Consider the following 15,875-nt stretch of genomic DNA (forward strand, 5'->3'; position numbering starts at 1 on the left):
ATGATCCCGGTTGGTCTCCCCCTCGGCACCGTCCGCCCGATGAAGGGGCGGGTCCGGCGTCAGCCCCCGCCGGGGGGAGAGGGACCCGGAACCGAGGCGAGTTTCAGCGCAGCGTGCCGGTGGTCCCGGTCGCCGTTTTGGTCGTGCGTTTCGTCGTCTGACGGACGGTCACAGAGGCCAATCCCGAAGGGCTGAAGACATCGCGTTGTCGCGCGCGGAACTGTGCCCGGCGCGACATCGCCTGTGAGAACACCCTGGACGCGCAAAAGTCAATCGAAGCGCCCGCGGGACGGTCTGCGCACCGGCGCGTTAACCCTGTGCGTTGACCAACGATTCACGCTGCATCGCGAAACCGCTGCGCCGGTAACGGCCTGCTGACCGCCCCTCGCCCACCTTCGGCGCGGGCGAGGCCGCGGGTTCGGCGGCGGAGGCGGATGGTTTGCGCGTGGCGTCGGGTCAGTTCCTGTTGGTGATGCGGCCCTGGGCCGAAAAGCTGCGACGCCCCCTCGCGTCGGCAGGCTTCGCGCGCCTTCGAGCGCTGCCGGCCGGCCTCGGCGCGAGGCTTGCCCGCTTCGACGTGACTGCGGCGCTCATCCGCGGCGCTGACCGCATCGAAGACGTCGTCCGGGCGCTCGGCCGCCTCGCATCCACGGTCCGGCGCGTCCTGCGCCTGCCGGCCTTCCGCCTGACCACCGGCCTCCTTTGGCGCGGTCTGGCTGCCGCGGCCGGCATCGGCGCGGCCGGCGCCTTGGTCACGGCCCTGTCCTCGCAGAGCGAGGCGACCATCTCCTCTTACTCCACACTTTCGGAGCCGGCGCCGCTGCCGCCTGCCGGGTCGACCACGCCCCGACGCACCGGCGCGGCGGACCAGGAGAGCTGGGTCGCCATCGCCCGGCCGATCCCGATCTTCGGCCTGGAATCGCCGGAACTGGAGCGCCAGCCGGCCGTGCTCGACGCGCGCCGCAGCGCGGACGGAACGCGGCGCGAGGATCTTCTCAGCTTCGGCAACTTTGGCGAGCCGAAGCCGCATCTCGCCTTGCGGCTCGCCGTGCAGCACGAGCGCGCCGAGCTGTCCCGACCCTTCATCGTCGCGCTGGTGCGCATGGCCGCGGCGCGCGGCCTGTCGGTGCAGCGCAGCAGCCTGCCGGCCGCCATCGAGACGCGTTTCGGCCCGGTCGAGGCCGCCGATGTGACGCTGAGCGACGGGGCATCCGGCCGCGCCTGCATCGCCTTCCGGATGGAGGGCGGAACCGTGCCGCTGGCCCTGAGCGGATGGTGGTGTGGCGGCGAGGGCAAGCCGGCCGACCGCCGCCAGCTCGTCTGCCTGATCGATCGCATCGATCTCCTGAATGCCGGCGAGGATCCCGCCCTGCGCGGCGCCTTCGCGCGCAGCGAGCTGAATCGCCAGCCGGGCTGTGCGCCGCCCCGCCTCTCCGCCAGCGGGCGCAAGGTCTCCTGGCTCGACGCCGACGCCCCCACCCCCGCTCTGCGGACGAAGACCGCGTCGCCCCCGGCGGCGGCGCGTCGCCCCGAGAAGCGCTGACCATGACGGCCGAAGCCCCACGCGCCATGGCCGTGATCGAAGCCACGGGAACGGCGGCGCTGGGCGTCGCACGCTTTCTGTTTCTCGCCCTCGGCGCCGCTGTCTTCCTGCTGATCCTGCTCCTGGCCTGGTGGCTCTACGGCAAGATGCCAGCCATCGGACGGGGGCAGCCCGCCTTTTCCTGGGCGATCGAGCCGTCGGGCCTGCGGGGGACGCCGCTCGTCGCCACCCACCCGACGCGGGGCCGCGAGGAAGGCTGGCAGTTCGGCGGGCCGGGCACGGGCGAGGCCTTCGCCGCACTCGTCCTGGCGGACCCCGACGAGGCCGGCCGGCCCTTCACCCTGACCACCCCGCTGTTCTGGCAGTTCGAGCCTCTGCGCGTGCTGCGTCCGCGCGTCGGCGGGCCGCACTACACGATGACGACCCGCTGGGGGGCCTTCACCGGCCGCGACCTGATCTATCAGGAGTTCGACGGCCGCGTGCGGACCTGCATCGTCTTCCGCAACGCCTTCGAGACATCCGCCTTCGCCCTCGGCGGCTATTACTGCGCCGCCGGTCAGCAGGACGCCAACGCGGCCTCCCTCGCCTGCCTGATCGACCGGCTGAAGCTCGAATCCGGGCGACGCGAATCGATGGCCCTGGCCTATCTCGCGGGCCGCGCGAGCCAGCCCGCCCTGTGCCAGAACACAACCTTCTACCCGCCCGGCACGCGGCGGGTTGTCCGGGACCGCAAGGGCGGCGTCGTCGGCATGGCCGGCGGCTCCGGCGACACATTTCCGCTGTGGCCGCGCTGACAAAATCGTTAACTACGGTAGTCTAGGATTCACCATAGAGTCTCGTTCTCGCACCAAGCGGATCGCCGCTGTTCTGGAGATGTCGTCGCCATGGGTTCGCTCAAGCGTCTCGCCGCCGTTTTCGCCCTCTCCGTCGCGGCGTCGACCGTGTGGGTCTCCTTCGCGGAAGCACAGAACCGCCGCGGCCCGCTGCGCGTGACCGTGCAGAAGCGCAGCTATTTCGATCTCGGCAACGTCGTCCCGGTTGGCTCGATGAACCGCTACGCCAGCCAGCACATGGGCGCGACGCCGACCTATGCCAGCTTCGGCAGCTTCTATGGTGAGGACACCCTGCCCGGCCGCATCGGCGCCGGCACCAACCCCTTCGCAAACACCTTCTCGACGCCGCGCTTCTGAGCACAAGGCCACCGTCATGGTCGGGCTTGACCCGACCATCTCGAAAACCAGCTCTTTCGCATCATGAGATTTTCGGGTCGGCGCTACGCGCCGCCCGAGAATGGCGTTGGGCGCCTTAAGGCAAAGCCTTCAGATAGCGCACCGGCCGGCCCGGCGCCGCCGCCTGCGCAGCATGGACGATCGCGTTCGCGTCGATGCCAAAATGCCGGTAGAGATCCGCGACGGTGCCAGTCTGGCCGAAATGCTCGACGCCGAGCGCCTTCTGCTTGTGGCCATGCACGCTGCCGAGCCAGGCCAGCGTCGCGGGATGCCCGTCCAGCACCGAGACGATGCCGCAATCGCGTGAGAGATCGCCGAGCAGCCGCTCGACATGGCTGGTGGCGCGGTGGTTCCCACGCTGGCGCGCCCTCTCGGCCGCCTGCCAGCCGGCATTGAGCCGGTCGGCCGAGGTGATCGCGAGCAGGCCGACATCGCGCCGGTCCTCGCCGAGCAACCCGACCGCCTTGATCGCCTCCGCCGCGACGGCCCCGGTATAGGCGATCACGACCGAGGCGTTGGGACCCGGCTTCCGCAGCCAATAGGCCCCGTCGATGATGTCGCTTTCGAGCTCGGGGGTCATCGCCCGCTGCGGCTGCTCCAGCTGCAGCGTCGAGAGGCGCAAATAGACCGAGCCGCCGGTTTCGTCGCGCAGCCAGGTGCGCTCGTCCGGATCACCCTCGCCATCCTTCTGCAGGTACGCGAAGGACCAGCGCATCATCACCGCCAGCTCGTCGACAAAGGCCGGCTCGAAGGCGCAGAGACCGTCCTGGCTCATGCCGATCAGCGGCGTCGCGATCGATTGATGCGCCCCGCCTTCCGGCGCCAGCGTCACGCCCGAAGGCGTCGCCACCACCATGAAACGCGCATCCTGGTAGCAGGCATAGTTCAGCGCATCGAGCCCGCGCGAGATGAAGGGGTCGTAGAGCGTGCCGATCGGGATCAGCCGCTCGCCGAAGGTGGCGTGCGAGAGGCCGAGCGCCGAAAGATTGATGAACAGGTTCATCTCGGCAATGCCGAGCTCGACATGCTGGCCCTTGGGCGAGAACTCCCATTTCTGCATCGAGGGGATGCGCTCGTCCTTGAAGGTGTCGGCCATCGAGGCCTTGGCGAAGAGCCCGCGCCGGTTCACCCACGGGCCGAGATTGGTCGAGACCGTGACGTCCGGCGCCGTCGTCACGATCCGGTCCGCCAGCGGCCCGCCCGCCTTGGCAAGTTCGTCGAGGATCTTGCCGAAGCCCATCTGCGTCGACATCACCGGCTGGATGCCGGCCTCGAGCTTGGCCGGCACCGGTAGCGCCGGCGCGCTCAGCCGCCGGCGCCCCTCGGCAAAGAAGGGGACGCGGTCGAGGAAGGCGCGGATCTCGCTCTCGGGAAGCGAGAGCCCCTCGAACAGATCCCATTCATGACCGGGGCGGACGCCATTGGCAGCCCGGAAGCCCTCCATCTGCTCCTTGGTCATCAGCCCGGCATGGTTGTCCTTGTGCCCGGCCAGCGGCAGGCCGAAGCCCTTGACGGTGTAGGCCAGGAAGCAGACCGGCCGGTCATGGTCGATCGCCTCGAACGCCTCGAGGATCGAGGGCAGGTCGTGCCCGCCGAGATTGCACATCAGCTTCGAGAGCTCGGCGTCCGAGCGGCGCTCGATCAGCTGCGTCACCGGCCCCTGGTCGCCGAGATCGTCCATCAGCCGCTTGCGCCAGGCCGCGCCGCCCTGGAAGGTCAGCGCCGAATAGAGTTGGTTCGGGCAGGAATCGATCCAGGCCTTCAGCCGCTCGCCGCCCTTTTCCTTGAAGGCGGCCTGCTGCAGCGAGCCGTATTTCAGCGTCACGACATCCCAGCCGAAATTGCGGAACATCGTCTCGAAGCGGTCGTAGAGTCCCTCGCGGATGACCGCGTCGAGCGACTGGCGGTTGTAGTCGATCACCCACCAGGTGTTGCGCAGGCCGTGCTTCCAGCCCTCCATCAGGGCCTCGAAGATGTTGCCCTCGTCGAGTTCGGCGTCGCCGATCAGCGAGACCATCCGGCCCTCGGGACGCGCCAGACCCCAACCATGAGCGCGGACATAATCCTGCGTCAGCGAGGAGAACAGCGTCTGCGCCACGCCTAAGCCCACCGAGCCCGTCGAGAAATCGACGTCGTCGATGTCCTTGGTGCGGGAAGGATAGCTCTGCGCGCCCTTGTAGCCGCGGAAATTCTCGAGCTTCTCGCGGGTCTGCAGACCCATCAGATAGTTGATCGCATGGAAGATCGGCGAGGCGTGCGGCTTCACCGCCACGCGGTCCTGCGGGCGCAGCGCCGCCATGTAAAGCGCCGTCATGATCGTCGCCAGCGAGGCGGAAGAGGCCTGGTGGCCGCCCACCTTCATCCCGTCGGCGCTGTCGCGCAGATGGTTGGCGTTGTGGATCGTCCAGGAGGCGAGCCAGAGGATCTTCTTCTCGAGTTCGGCGAGAATCGGCAGGCGCGGATCGGACATGGTGCGGCTCTCCAGAGATTCCCGATCATGCGGGAAGCGCGGCGCGATGTGAACCGTAATCGCGGGTTCGGCAGCCACACCCGGAGCCGATTCTGCCACGCATGAGCCCTGGGCAGCGAAGTTCTGCCAAGTCGGCGAACAAGCCCGGCGGCACCCGCGCGACCTTGCATTCACCCGTCGCAATCGTCAGGTTTCATGCCGCCGGGCTGCGGCGCAGCGGGCATGGCGGCAGGAGACGCTCACCTCATGGACACGCTCTCGGGTTTCAGCATCTTCGTCGTCGTGCTGGTGATGCTGGTCGTCATCACCATCGCTTTCCTCGTGAAAACGGTGCCGCAGGGCTACAACTACACGGTCGAGCGTTTCGGCCGCTATTCGCGCACGCTGAGTGCCGGCCTCAACCTGATCGTCCCCTATATCGACCGCATCGGCCACAAGGTGAGCATGTCAAGGGCACTATTGTCCGAGACGTTGCCAGCGCGCTTTGGACATGGCGATATCTGTCGGACGGGCAAGTTTGGCCCCGAGCTGACGTTTGGAACGTCTGCTTCCCGGCAGCCCGCTGACGCCAAAAGGTCAAGCAGCCGGAGGTGGCCCCTAGCTGACGTCCGAAAGGTCTGCTTCCGAGCGTCCTACTGAAGACCCAAGCTCAGCAGCCTGACACGTCCGATGATAAGGGAGTTTAGCTAACGCGAAAATCGAACCGGCACGGCAAGCGAGATCGTTCCACCGCCGAGGCTCGTAGGTGGGGCCGGCACCGGGCTGGCGCGGCGGATCATGGCGACGGCTTCCTGGTCGAGGGCGGGATCGCCTGAGGAGCCGGCCAGGCGGGCCGAGAGGACGTTGCCGGAGCGATCGATCGCGAAGGCGACCTGGACGGTTCCTGGCTGGGCGCCACCCGGAAAACGCTTGTAGCGGTTGAGATGGGCGATTAGCGAGCCGCGCCAGCTCGCGGTCGAGATCGAGGGCTGCGCGGCAGCGCCCGTCGCGGCCGGGTTCGGGGCCGAGGCCTGCAGTGGCGCCGGCGGCGGGGCGGCGGCCTGACGCTGGCGCGGGCGCTCGACCGGCTTGCGCTCGACCACGCGGGGCTTGGGCGCAGGCTTGCGCTCGACCGGCTTCTGGATCTCCCTGGGCGGCAGCGGCAGCGGCAGCGGCGGCGGCGGTGGCGGCGCGAGGACCGCGAGCGTGTCGGGGATAGCGGGCAGCTCCGGCAGCCTGATCTCGGGTTCGGGGACCTGCACCGGCGTCGGCTCGGGGATTGGTTCGGGCGGCGGGGGCTCGGCCGGGGGCTCCACGATAGGCTCCGGCGGCGGAGGCAGCTCGGTTTCAGGCGGCGGCGTCTCCTTGACCGGCTCGGACGGCGTCTCCGGCTCGACGCGCTCGGGCGCGGGCGGCAGGGTCTCGGCCGGGGCCTCGGGCGCGACCGAGACGGCGGCAAGCTCGATCATGATGGCGGGCTCGGGCGCGCCGGCGGCGGCCTCCGCGCTGGCCGGCTTCCAGTTCAGCGCGAGCCAGCCTGCCCCGCCATGCACTGCTGCGACGACCAGTGCGGCTGCGCCCCAGCGCAGCGCAGCCGCCCAGCGGCGCGGTCCAGCGCTCGCGATCATGGCCGGGACGCTCCGGAGGACGCAGGTGCGCCGCCCTGGCCGGTGTCCTCCAGCCCGACCAGCGCGATCTTGAGATAGCCCGCGCTGCGAAGCAGGTTCATCACCTCCATCAGTTCGCGATAGGCGACCGCGCCGTCGGCGCGCAGGAACACGCGTTGCTGCCGGTCGTTGTTGGTGCGCTGGTCGAGCATCGCCTGGAGCGCCTCTCGCGGAAGCGTGTCGTTGCCGAGCGCGAGCGTGAGGTCGCCCTTCACCGTCAGGAAGACCGGGGTGTCGGGACGGGCTTGAGGCTGCGCGTTCGACACGGGCAGATCGACGGCGACATCGACCGTCGAGAGCGGGGCTGCGACCATGAAGATGATCAGCAGCACCAGGATGACGTCGATGAAGGGCGTGACGTTGATGTCGCTGACTTCCGCCAGATCGCCGTCCTGGGGATCCTTGAGCGAGACCGCCGTGGCGCTACTCCGCGTGAACGCGTGGCAAGGTCGTCACCGCGGTCTTCACGGGTTGAGGCGCCGACGGCGGAACAGCCGGCAGCGGCGCGCGGACGGCGTGAGCGGCGGCGAAGCTGCGCCGCTCGAGGTCGCGCGAGAGATGGCGCAGGATTTCGCCGGACGCGTCCGAGAGCATGGCGCGGTAGCCTGCGATCGAGCGGGCAAAGACGTTGTAAATGATCACTGCCGGGATCGCAGCTACGAGACCGATGGCGGTCGCCAGCAGGGCCTCGGCGATGCCCGGCGCGACCACGGCGAGATTGGTGGTCTTGGCCTGGCTGATGCCGATGAAGCTGTTCATGATGCCCCAGACCGTGCCGAACAGACCCACGAACGGCGCGGTCGAGCCGATGGTGGCGAGCAAGCCGGTCCCCTTGGCCATGGCGCGTCCGGCGCGCGCCTCGATGCGCGAGAGCGCGATCGCGACGCGCTCCTTGATGCCGTCTTCGCCGAGATCGCCCGAGCGCCTCGTCTCCTTCAAGGCCGCCTCGACCAATCCGCCGACGGCTCCCGATAGCACAGATCCGCGGCGGCGCGTCGATGCGCGCGCTGCAGATCGAGCAGCCGCTCCGTCTCGTCGCGGCGATCCAGAACGTCGCGCTCGTCACGGTTCCCGGATTGCTGGGAGGCATCGCCGCGTTGACGGCGATGCTGGAGGAGAGGCGACAGGTGACGCCGACCCAAGCCGGAGAGTTGGCCTACCAGCTCCGCACCATCCTGCAACAACTGAAGACATAGGGACGACCCGCCATGGCACTGCGACTGGACCTCAACAAGTCGGCCGAAACCCTGCGTCTGTCGCTGGACAAGGCAGGCGTCGCTCCCGACCCGGCATCAAGGCGGAACTGATCTTCGACATGGATGTCTCGGGCTCGTTCGAGCATGAGCATGAGGAGGGCACCACGAGCAGGCTGATCGAGCGGCTCGTGCCCTACGGAATGGTGCTGGACCCCGACGGCCAGATGGATGTGTTCAGCTTCAGCCACGGCGGCGAGAACGCCCACCATGTCGGGACCGTCTCGCCACGGAACTGCAAGGACTACATCATCGACAATGTCATCGACAAAGTGCCCGGCTGGAAGGGCGGCACCACCTACAGCTACGTGCTGGAGCGCAATCTGCAGCATTTCGGCTGGTTGCCGCGCGAACAGGGCGGCGGCTTTCTGAGCCGCTTCTTCGGCCTGTCGCGAGACGAGCCGACGGCGGCGAAGAAGCGCTCGATCGTCATCTTCGTCACCGACGGAGAGAACGACGCCGGCGATCTCGACAGGACGATCCAGGTGCTCGAAGCCTCCGAACGGCGCGGCGACCAGGTCTACTTCCTGTTCATGGGCGCCTGCGAACATGCGGTCGATTTCGGCTTTCTCAAGACAATCGCGGCGCGGTTCAGGAACACCGGCGTGGTGATCGTGCGTGATCTCGACGGCTTCGTCGAGTTGTCGGACGAGGAATTGAATGCCCAGCTTCTCGGCCCGGAACTTCTCCAATGGCTCCGCGGCTGAGCGTGCTGCCACCTGTCAGCGCATGGGCATAGCACCAAATGCATTAGGCATCTCGGCCGACCAAAAGCAGCCGAGATCGTCACGTGCCACTCGCCAAGAATTAATGGCTTGACGATGATCTACCTTATAATCTTACTTTCTACCGAGAGATAAAAGATCGCACCGAAAACTGGCTTCTTCTCGCGTTCAAATGTAACAGGCGCGCCAAAGCCGAGGACGATTTGCGTATCAGGAAAATTAAACGCGTATCGGGCTCCGGGAGACATTGTCAACGCATTTTGGCGTTCAATCTTACCGGTTGCGTTCACGGTTGCAATCCGTTCGCCCACCGTTTCAAGTAGAATATTCAAATCACGCGTAGCTGCGTAAACAATACTTCCGCCGAGATTAAAGCTTGTCGGACGGCGATCTTGTACATCGAAAAGGGAGGTCAATCCTGCATTAGCATGGAGCGTGATCCGGTCTGTTACAATCTTGCTGAACGGAAGGTTGCCTTGAAAGCCGAACGAGCCATTCCCCGTACCTGTGCTGGCTCGTCCCGTAGGCACGATCAAGCTTAAACGTGGCGCAAAAGCCGGTATGAAGTCACTTTCGAAAAGAGCTTGATAGCGGTAATTGAAAAGTACATCTCCCACGCCCCTAGCGCGCTGGCCATCGCTGCGCAGATAGGCGTAGGGCAGAAGATAAGACAGTTGGTGCTCTTGGCCTCCGACCGGAAACTCTTGCGTAAAAGCAAAAAACCGGTCACGGCCTTGTCCCCGCATCGTCGCGAAACTCTGCACAACTCCCGGCTCTTGATTGTAAGCCTCTTCGATGAGAAACGAGTTGTCCTGAATGCTTTTTGCAGGGCGATCGCCTGTGACGTCGCTGACTTCCGGCCGGGTGCTCTGGTCGCCACGGTTACCTTGATTTTGAGCGAGAGCTTTAGCCGAGTAAACGCTGCATACTATAGCTGCTGCAAGCAATGGAACATTCAGTTTCATCGATCGGTTCCGCACTGATGCTTCTCGCATAGCTCTGGGCTGAGATTGAATGGCTTTCAAGGCCATTTAGCAGTTCTCCAACTCCCTGCACCAATGGCAGGGTCAAAATCCTGGCTTATGTCGCGCATTTGTCGCTAACTGCTGGCGAGGCTGAGCTCAAGCGCGCTCGCGCTAGCGCAAGAGGACGATCGAGATGGGCTCAGGCGAATTACAAAGCGGCAGCGCTGCTGTTTCGGGGACGGCGGGCGGCAAGCACAAGGGCCGGCTGGCAATCGCACTTGGCCTGACCACGACATTCATGGTCGCCGAGGTTGTTGGCGGTCTGTGGACCGGGAGCCTCGCGCTTCTTGCCGACGCAGCCCATATGTTGACCGACGCTGGGGGCCTTGCCCTCGCTCTGATCGCGATCCGGTTCGCCGAGCGGCCCGCGACGCCACAGGCGACGTATGGCTACGTTCGCGCTGAGGTGCTTTCGGCGCTGACCAACGCCGTCGTGCTGTTGTTGCTGACTGTCTACATCCTCTACGAGGCTTACAAGCGCTTCCTCGATCCTCCGGAGATCATTGGCGGACCGATGCTCGTCGTTGCGGTCGTCGGCCTGATCGTCAATTTGATCAGCATGAAGCTGCTTTCGGGCGGATCGTCAGAGAGCATCAATGTGAAGGGCGCTTATTTCGAGGTGCTGAGCGACATGCTCGGCTCGCTCGGCGTCATCGTCGCGGCGGTCGTGGTGCTGCTGACGGGATGGACGCTGGTCGATCCGATCATCGGTGCTGGCATCGGCCTGTTCATCGTGCCGCGCACTTGGATCCTGTTGAAGCAAGCGATCCACATCCTTATTGAGGGCACACCGCCCGAAGTCGATGTAAAGTTGATCGAGCAACGGCTCATGGCGGTCGCGGGGGTGACCGCTGTACGCGATCTCCATGTCTGGACGATCACCTCAGGTCTCGATGCGATGAGCTGCCACCTCATCCTCGACGACATGGCCAAGGCTTCGAATGCCTTGATTGCAGCGAATGCCGTTCTCAGAGGGGAGTTCAAGCTCGATCACACCACGATTCAGACCGAGGATGCCTCGGTGCGCGCAAATGAGCCGGAGCGGCGCTTTTAGGAACGCTCGTGCATTCACCCTTGAGGGACCATCATGGACGCCATCATTTCCGCGCTCGTCTCGTTCTTTTTGCTTGCTCCGCTGGAGGCTGGCATCACACGCGCGCTCGTCGGTGCTGGCGTGCCGGAAGCCATGGCCGGGAAGGTTAGCGCCTGCGCGAAAGCGGCAGCGCCGATCATCATCAGGCGTGCGACCGGCGATCCAGCCTGGCTCGTCGTAAGTGTTTACGCGCTCTGGACCGGCTCGAAGCTGCCCGACGCGATCCTCGTCGAAGCTGCCCCTGGTTGCGCCGAGCCGGTCGCGGCCGCGCGCGCCTCCATCGGCGTCAAGGCGTGAGCGCGGCTTCCACCGTCTGCCATCGCTCGGTACACGACGTGACGGCAAACGCCGGACGGTTCGGTGCGTGCCTTCACCTTGATTGAGGATGAGGGGCACGCCATAGAGATGCCTGTTTAACCGACACGGCGCCGAGCGCCTTAATTGAGGGCCAGATTGTGCAGCGACCCAGTCCGAGTCAGCCAACTATTCGCACGGCGGTTCTCGTGGGGCTGGTTTTCACGGCCTTGCTTGTCGAGCTTAGTCCCCTTGGAGCGCAGACGATGGATGCCGCCTTGGCGCGCGCCTATGTCAGCAATCCCACGCTGAACGCGGAGCGCGCTTCGGTGCGGGTCACCAACGAGAGCGTGCCGCAGGCGCTTTCAGGCTACCGGCCGCGGATCACCGCCTCGGCCGATATCGGCGCCAGCATCACAGATGCCCGGATACCCGGTGGTGGGAACTCGACCTCGCGTCTTGGCCCCCGCGGCGCCGGCGTGCAGATCGACCAGACCCTGTTCGATGGAGGCAAAACGCGCAGCGCCGTTAGCCAAGCCGAATCCCAGGTACTGGGTGCGCGTGCCGTTTTGCGGAACATCGAGCAGAACGTCCTGCTGGATGCGGCGACGTCCTATATGAACGTTTTGCGCGACACTGCGATTCTCACGCTCAACCGTAACAATGTCGAAGTTCTCGACGAGCAGGTGCGCCAGACACGCGGTCGTTTCGAGGCAGGCGAAGTGACCACCACGGACGTCGCGCAATCGCAGGCACGCCTGTCGCAGGCGCAATCGCAGGCAATCCTTGCCGAATCAAACCTGAAAACGTCGGTCGCGCGCTATCGCCAGAATGTTGGCGCCGAACCAAGGCAGCTTGCGCCGGGTCGCCCGGTCGAGGGCCTGCTTCCGAAATCGTTGCCAGTCGCACTCAGCGCCGCGCTTACGAGCCATCCTGCTGTTATTGCGTCATTGCACGGAGTCGATGCAGCAGAACTCCAGGTCAAGGTCACGCAAGCTGACCTCTATCCTGTTCTCGGCGTGCGTGGAACGGTGCAGCAGCGTTACGACGAAGATACGTTCGGCGACAGGGTGAGGTCGGCTGGTGTTTTTGGCACGTTGACCATCCCGATCTATGAGGGTGGCCAGGTTTACTCTCGGACGCGGCAGGCCAAGGAAACGGCTGGGCAACGCCGCATCGAGGTAGATACGCAGCGCGATACGGTGCGAGCTGCGGTTGTCTCGGCCTGGGGGTCTAACGAGGCCGCCAAGGCTCAGATCACAGCCGCGCAGTCGCAGGTCAGGGCAGCGGAGACGGCGCTCTCCGGCGTGCGCGAGGAAGCCAAGGCAGGTCAGCGGACCACGCTCGACGTCCTCAACGCTCAACAGGAACTTGTGATCGCGCGCTCTAGTTTGGTGACAGCCCAACGCGACCGTGTTGTTGCGTCATACACCGCACTGTCGGCGATCGGCCGTCTGTCGGCAGAAACGCTGGGCCTGAAAGCCGAAATCTACAACTCGCGCAGGCACTACGATCAGGTGAAAGGTCTTCTGTGGGGAACACAAACGCCAGATGGGCGCTGATATTATAACGTCCTCGATGAATCTTCGACCAATTAACGTTAGAGCGTATCTGATAAGCGTTGCATTTCTACTGAGTCGTCATCTTTTTTCATCATATTGGCAACCATCTCATATGTTCGGGTCAGTTTGACGAGATTGACCATCTCGGTCGCGCCCACGACATTTGATTTTTCGATCGCTCCGATGGACAAGCGAGCGTCGGCAGGAACCGGTTGGCTCTTTGGAGCGTCGAACAGATTGTTGCCTGCCGGACTGAGGTCGCTTGAATTTGAAAACTTCACCACCATCAATCGGCCGCGAACGCCTTGCGCCGTCGATATCGCTCCATCGCTTGCGATCGCAATGTTCCGGTCATTTGGCGAGAAGGTCAAAGCCCCGCTCGAGGTCACGACGGGATGGCCGACCGCAGTGACAAGCTGGCCTGAGCTGTTCAAGCGAAACGAACCATCGCGCGTGTAGCGATTGCCATCCGGCGTCTGCACGACAAACCACCCGTCGCCCTTGATCGCAACGTCGAGGGGGTTCCCCGTTGACTCGATAGGACCCGGAGTAAAATCCGTGGTCGCTAAGCCCGTATCGACGAGGGATACATATTTGTTGGCATTCGGCTCGGGCCCTGATTGGGTCGCTTCCTTGAGATGTTCCTTGAAAGAGGAGCGTTGCCCCTTAAAGCCCGGCGTGCCAATATTGGCGACATTATTTGCCAGTTTATCGAGATCGCGCCGCATCGCTATCAGATGGGACAAGCGAATTATGCCGGTCGATGACACCGTCTGCCCTCCGCTAGCCGCAAGATTACGAGATACTATATTTCGCCTGCGACAGAAATTTGTTGGAAAGAGTACGCGACTATCGTGCAGCCAGACAAGCAAAAAGCGCCCCGAAGGACGCTTTCGTATGCTCACACGTATCGAGGCTACGCTGATTTATCGCGGTGACCATGTTGGTCGAGATCTCCAGGCTTGTGCCCGGGATGATCGTGGTGCTCGCCTGGCTTTTCAGACGCGGACTTGTCGCGGTGACCATGTTGGTCGAGATCTCCAGGCTTGTGCCCAGGGTGATCGTGGTGCTCGCCTGACTTTTCAGAGACCGACTTGTCGCGGTGCCCGTGCTCGTCGAGATCTCCGGACTTGTGACCTGGGTGGTCATGATGCTGGCCGGGTTTTTCGTGTGCCATGTTTCAACTCCCTTTCGAGGTACCAAAGCAACAGTCAGCATGGTGCTATTGTTCCCTTGCGAAGAAAACTCGCGGCAGAGGTTGAAGCTCTAGCCACTTGAGATCCTATCTATTGGGATGTGTCGGGGATCGAGGGAGCTTGCAGATATGACATCGGGGTCGCGGCGGGACCAGCATGGGCCGCAAAGCACGGGAGCGTCGGCTCCTGGAGATGACATATCAGGGGTCAATGCTTACGGGTCGAATCCGCTGGATTGCCTTGTGATCGGAGGCGGTCCCGCGGGACTGACGGCTGCAATCTACCTGGCGAGGTATCATCTGGCTGTTTTGGTCGTGGACGGCGCAGAAAGTCGGGCAAGTTGGATTCCCATCAGCCATAACCACGCCGGCTTCCCCGATGGCATAGGGGGATCGGAGCTTCTGGCGCGGATGAAGGCCCAGGCTACGCGCTACGGTTCCCGTCATATGGTCGCCAATGTGACCTCGTTAACGAAAGACGACGATCTTTTCGTTGCAATAGCCGGGGATCTGACCCTGCGTGCCCGTACGGTCCTGATGGCAACCGGTGTCGTGAACCGCCGGCCTGCCATGCCAGAGGATATGCACGCCGAGGCACTGGCGCGCGGTTTGCTGCGCTATTGTCCGATCTGCGATGGGTTCGAGGTGACGGATCGCCGCGTCGGCGTCATCGGCACCGCGGCGAGTGGGCTCGGGGAGGCCGAGTTCCTGCGCAGCTTCACGGCGGATGTGAGCTTGATATCCCCTTACGGACTGCACGATCTCGATGCCTCGCAGCGATTGCGGGTCCATAAGGCTGGCATCAAGCTGCTCGCGGGGCCTTGTTTGGCCTTCGATCTCCGCGAGGCGACGATCGCGGTCGCTTTACCCAATAAAAATTGTGTCTTCGACGCTGTCTACCCGGCGTTAGGTAGCGATGTCCGATCCAAACTCGCGGTCGGGCTGGGATCGACGCTCTCCAATCAGGGATGCGTGCTCGTCGATGCCAAGCAACGAACCGATGTGCCAGGCTTGTATGCTGCGGGCGACGTCGTCGAGGGTCTCGACCAGATCAGCTACGCCATGGGGCATGCTGCAGTCGCTGCAACCGCGATCCGCAACGATCTGTGCGCCCGGCAACCGCTCCACCGCTAGCGCGATCGCTCACGTCTTCGACGCAATGGGCCAATGGCGATTGCTAATCGAGAGGATTCTGGAATGAACGGCAGTCCGATCGTCAAGGGCTTCTTCGACGCGCGCACCTCTTCCATTCAATACGTCGTCTCGTGTCCGGCGACGAGGCGGTGCGCCATCATCGATCCCGTTCTGGATTTCGACGAGAAATCCGGCGCGACCGCGACGACCAACGCCGACGCGATCCTGGCCCATGTCAGGAATCGCAACCTGACAGTGGCCTGGATCCTCGACACCCATCCTCACGCCGATCATTTCTCGGCGGCCGGCTATCTCAAGGAGCGCACCAACGCGCCGACGGCGATCGGAGATCATATCGGCGAAGTCCAGGCGCTTTGGAAAGAGATCTACGGCTTTCCCGCGCTCGCGACCGACGGCTCGCAATGGGACAGGCTTTTCGCACCAGGCGAGACCTTCCGGGTGGGCGAGATTGAGGCTCACGTCCTATTCTCGCCAGGGCACACGCTGGCCTCGATCACCTATGTCATCGGCGATGCCGCCTTCATCCACGATACCCTGTTGATGCCCGACAGCGGCACCGCACGCGCTGATTTTCCCGGTGGAAACGCCTCCAGGCTTTGGGCCTCGATCCAGGACATACTGTCGCTTCCCGGTAAGCGTCGTCCTCAGGCCACATCCCTGAGAGCGGCCTGAGCCGGATATTCCC

General features: G+C 64.3%; 14 protein-coding genes and 3 pseudogenes. 10 read left to right on the forward strand and 7 right to left on the reverse strand.

Annotation, left to right across the window (positions count from 1 at the left end; translation table 11 throughout):
* Positions 1–445 precede the first annotated feature (445 nt).
* From AX750_RS07505 to AX750_RS07515, 3 genes are all read left to right on the forward strand, one after another.
* Positions 446–1,543 carry a hypothetical protein gene (locus AX750_RS07505; RefSeq protein ID WP_156446517.1) on the forward strand — a complete coding sequence of 366 codons (1,098 nt, stop codon included), beginning with the start codon at positions 446–448 and terminating at the stop codon, positions 1,541–1,543.
* 2 nt (positions 1,544–1,545) lie between these two features.
* Positions 1,546–2,337: a hypothetical protein gene (locus AX750_RS07510; RefSeq protein ID WP_066720038.1), complete on the forward strand. Its 792-nt coding sequence runs from the start codon at positions 1,546–1,548 to the stop codon at positions 2,335–2,337.
* Positions 2,338–2,427: 90 nt separating this feature from the next.
* A complete protein-coding gene (locus tag AX750_RS07515; protein ID WP_066720035.1) occupies positions 2,428–2,733 on the forward strand; it encodes a hypothetical protein in 306 nt (101 codons plus the stop codon).
* 115 nt (positions 2,734–2,848) lie between these two features.
* Here AX750_RS07515 and AX750_RS07520 read toward each other — a convergent pair whose 3' ends face one another.
* Positions 2,849–5,242 (reverse strand): transketolase, encoded by a 2,394-nt coding sequence (locus tag AX750_RS07520; protein ID WP_066720032.1) that lies wholly within the window; start codon positions 5,240–5,242, stop codon positions 2,849–2,851.
* 246 nt (positions 5,243–5,488) lie between these two features.
* Between AX750_RS07520 and AX750_RS26810 the strand changes: the two are divergent.
* A pseudogene (locus AX750_RS26810) lies at positions 5,489–5,689 on the forward strand (SPFH/Band 7/PHB domain protein); the annotation flags it as partial.
* Between the two features lie 239 nt (positions 5,690–5,928).
* Here the strand turns inward: AX750_RS26810 and AX750_RS07530 are convergent.
* The 3 genes and pseudogenes from AX750_RS07530 to exbB form a co-directional block, all read right to left on the reverse strand.
* Positions 5,929–6,849, reverse strand: a complete 921-nt coding sequence (locus AX750_RS07530) for an energy transducer TonB (RefSeq protein ID WP_066720025.1) — start codon at positions 6,847–6,849, stop codon at positions 5,929–5,931.
* Positions 6,846–7,271 (reverse strand): TonB system transport protein ExbD, encoded by a 426-nt coding sequence (gene exbD, locus AX750_RS07535; protein WP_067253838.1) that lies wholly within the window; start codon positions 7,269–7,271, stop codon positions 6,846–6,848. Before exbD ends, AX750_RS07530 begins: the two co-directional genes overlap by 4 nt.
* 40 nt (positions 7,272–7,311) lie before the next feature.
* A pseudogene (gene exbB, locus AX750_RS07540) lies at positions 7,312–7,815 on the reverse strand (tonB-system energizer ExbB); the annotation flags it as partial.
* Positions 7,816–7,886: 71 nt separating this feature from the next.
* Between exbB and AX750_RS07545 the strand changes: the two are divergent.
* On the forward strand, positions 7,887–8,084 hold the full coding sequence (locus AX750_RS07545; protein WP_066720019.1) for a hypothetical protein: 198 nt from the start codon (positions 7,887–7,889) through the stop codon (positions 8,082–8,084).
* A gap of 119 nt (positions 8,085–8,203) precedes the next feature.
* A complete protein-coding gene (locus tag AX750_RS07550) occupies positions 8,204–8,848 on the forward strand; it encodes a VWA domain-containing protein (protein ID WP_245282337.1) in 645 nt (214 codons plus the stop codon).
* A gap of 119 nt (positions 8,849–8,967) precedes the next feature.
* Here the strand turns inward: AX750_RS07550 and AX750_RS25430 are convergent, their stop codons facing one another.
* Complete coding sequence (locus tag AX750_RS25430; protein ID WP_197426593.1) at positions 8,968–9,831, reverse strand: transporter; 864 nt, start codon at positions 9,829–9,831, stop codon at positions 8,968–8,970.
* Positions 9,832–10,024: 193 nt separating this feature from the next.
* Between AX750_RS25430 and AX750_RS07560 the strand changes: the two genes are divergently transcribed.
* From AX750_RS07560 to AX750_RS07570, 3 genes are all read left to right on the forward strand, one after another.
* Positions 10,025–10,945, forward strand: a complete 921-nt coding sequence (locus tag AX750_RS07560) for a cation diffusion facilitator family transporter (protein WP_066720017.1) — start codon at positions 10,025–10,027, stop codon at positions 10,943–10,945.
* A gap of 33 nt (positions 10,946–10,978) precedes the next feature.
* Positions 10,979–11,281, forward strand: a complete 303-nt coding sequence (locus AX750_RS07565) for a hypothetical protein (protein WP_066720015.1) — start codon at positions 10,979–10,981, stop codon at positions 11,279–11,281.
* Between the two features lie 263 nt (positions 11,282–11,544).
* Positions 11,545–12,840: a TolC family outer membrane protein gene (locus AX750_RS07570; protein WP_082734913.1), complete on the forward strand. Its 1,296-nt coding sequence runs from the start codon at positions 11,545–11,547 to the stop codon at positions 12,838–12,840.
* A 38-nt stretch (positions 12,841–12,878) separates the two neighbouring features.
* Here the strand turns inward: AX750_RS07570 and flgF are convergent, their stop codons facing one another.
* Both flgF and AX750_RS25900 read right to left on the reverse strand, forming a co-directional pair.
* Positions 12,879–13,610, reverse strand: a complete 732-nt coding sequence (flgF, locus tag AX750_RS25435) for a flagellar basal-body rod protein FlgF (protein WP_156446516.1) — start codon at positions 13,608–13,610, stop codon at positions 12,879–12,881.
* 79 nt (positions 13,611–13,689) lie between these two features.
* Positions 13,690–14,058, reverse strand: a complete 369-nt coding sequence (locus tag AX750_RS25900) for a hypothetical protein (protein WP_156446515.1) — start codon at positions 14,056–14,058, stop codon at positions 13,690–13,692.
* A gap of 106 nt (positions 14,059–14,164) precedes the next feature.
* On the opposite strand from AX750_RS25900, the pseudogene AX750_RS27135 reads away from it, so the two are divergent.
* A pseudogene (locus tag AX750_RS27135) lies at positions 14,165–15,820 on the forward strand (FAD-dependent oxidoreductase); the annotation flags it as partial.
* Positions 15,821–15,875 lie beyond the last annotated feature (55 nt).

Origin of the sequence: Methylobacterium sp. CCH7-A2 (assembly GCF_001557075.1) — a bacterium.
Lineage (GTDB): Bacteria > Pseudomonadota > Alphaproteobacteria > Rhizobiales > Beijerinckiaceae > Allobosea > Allobosea massiliensis.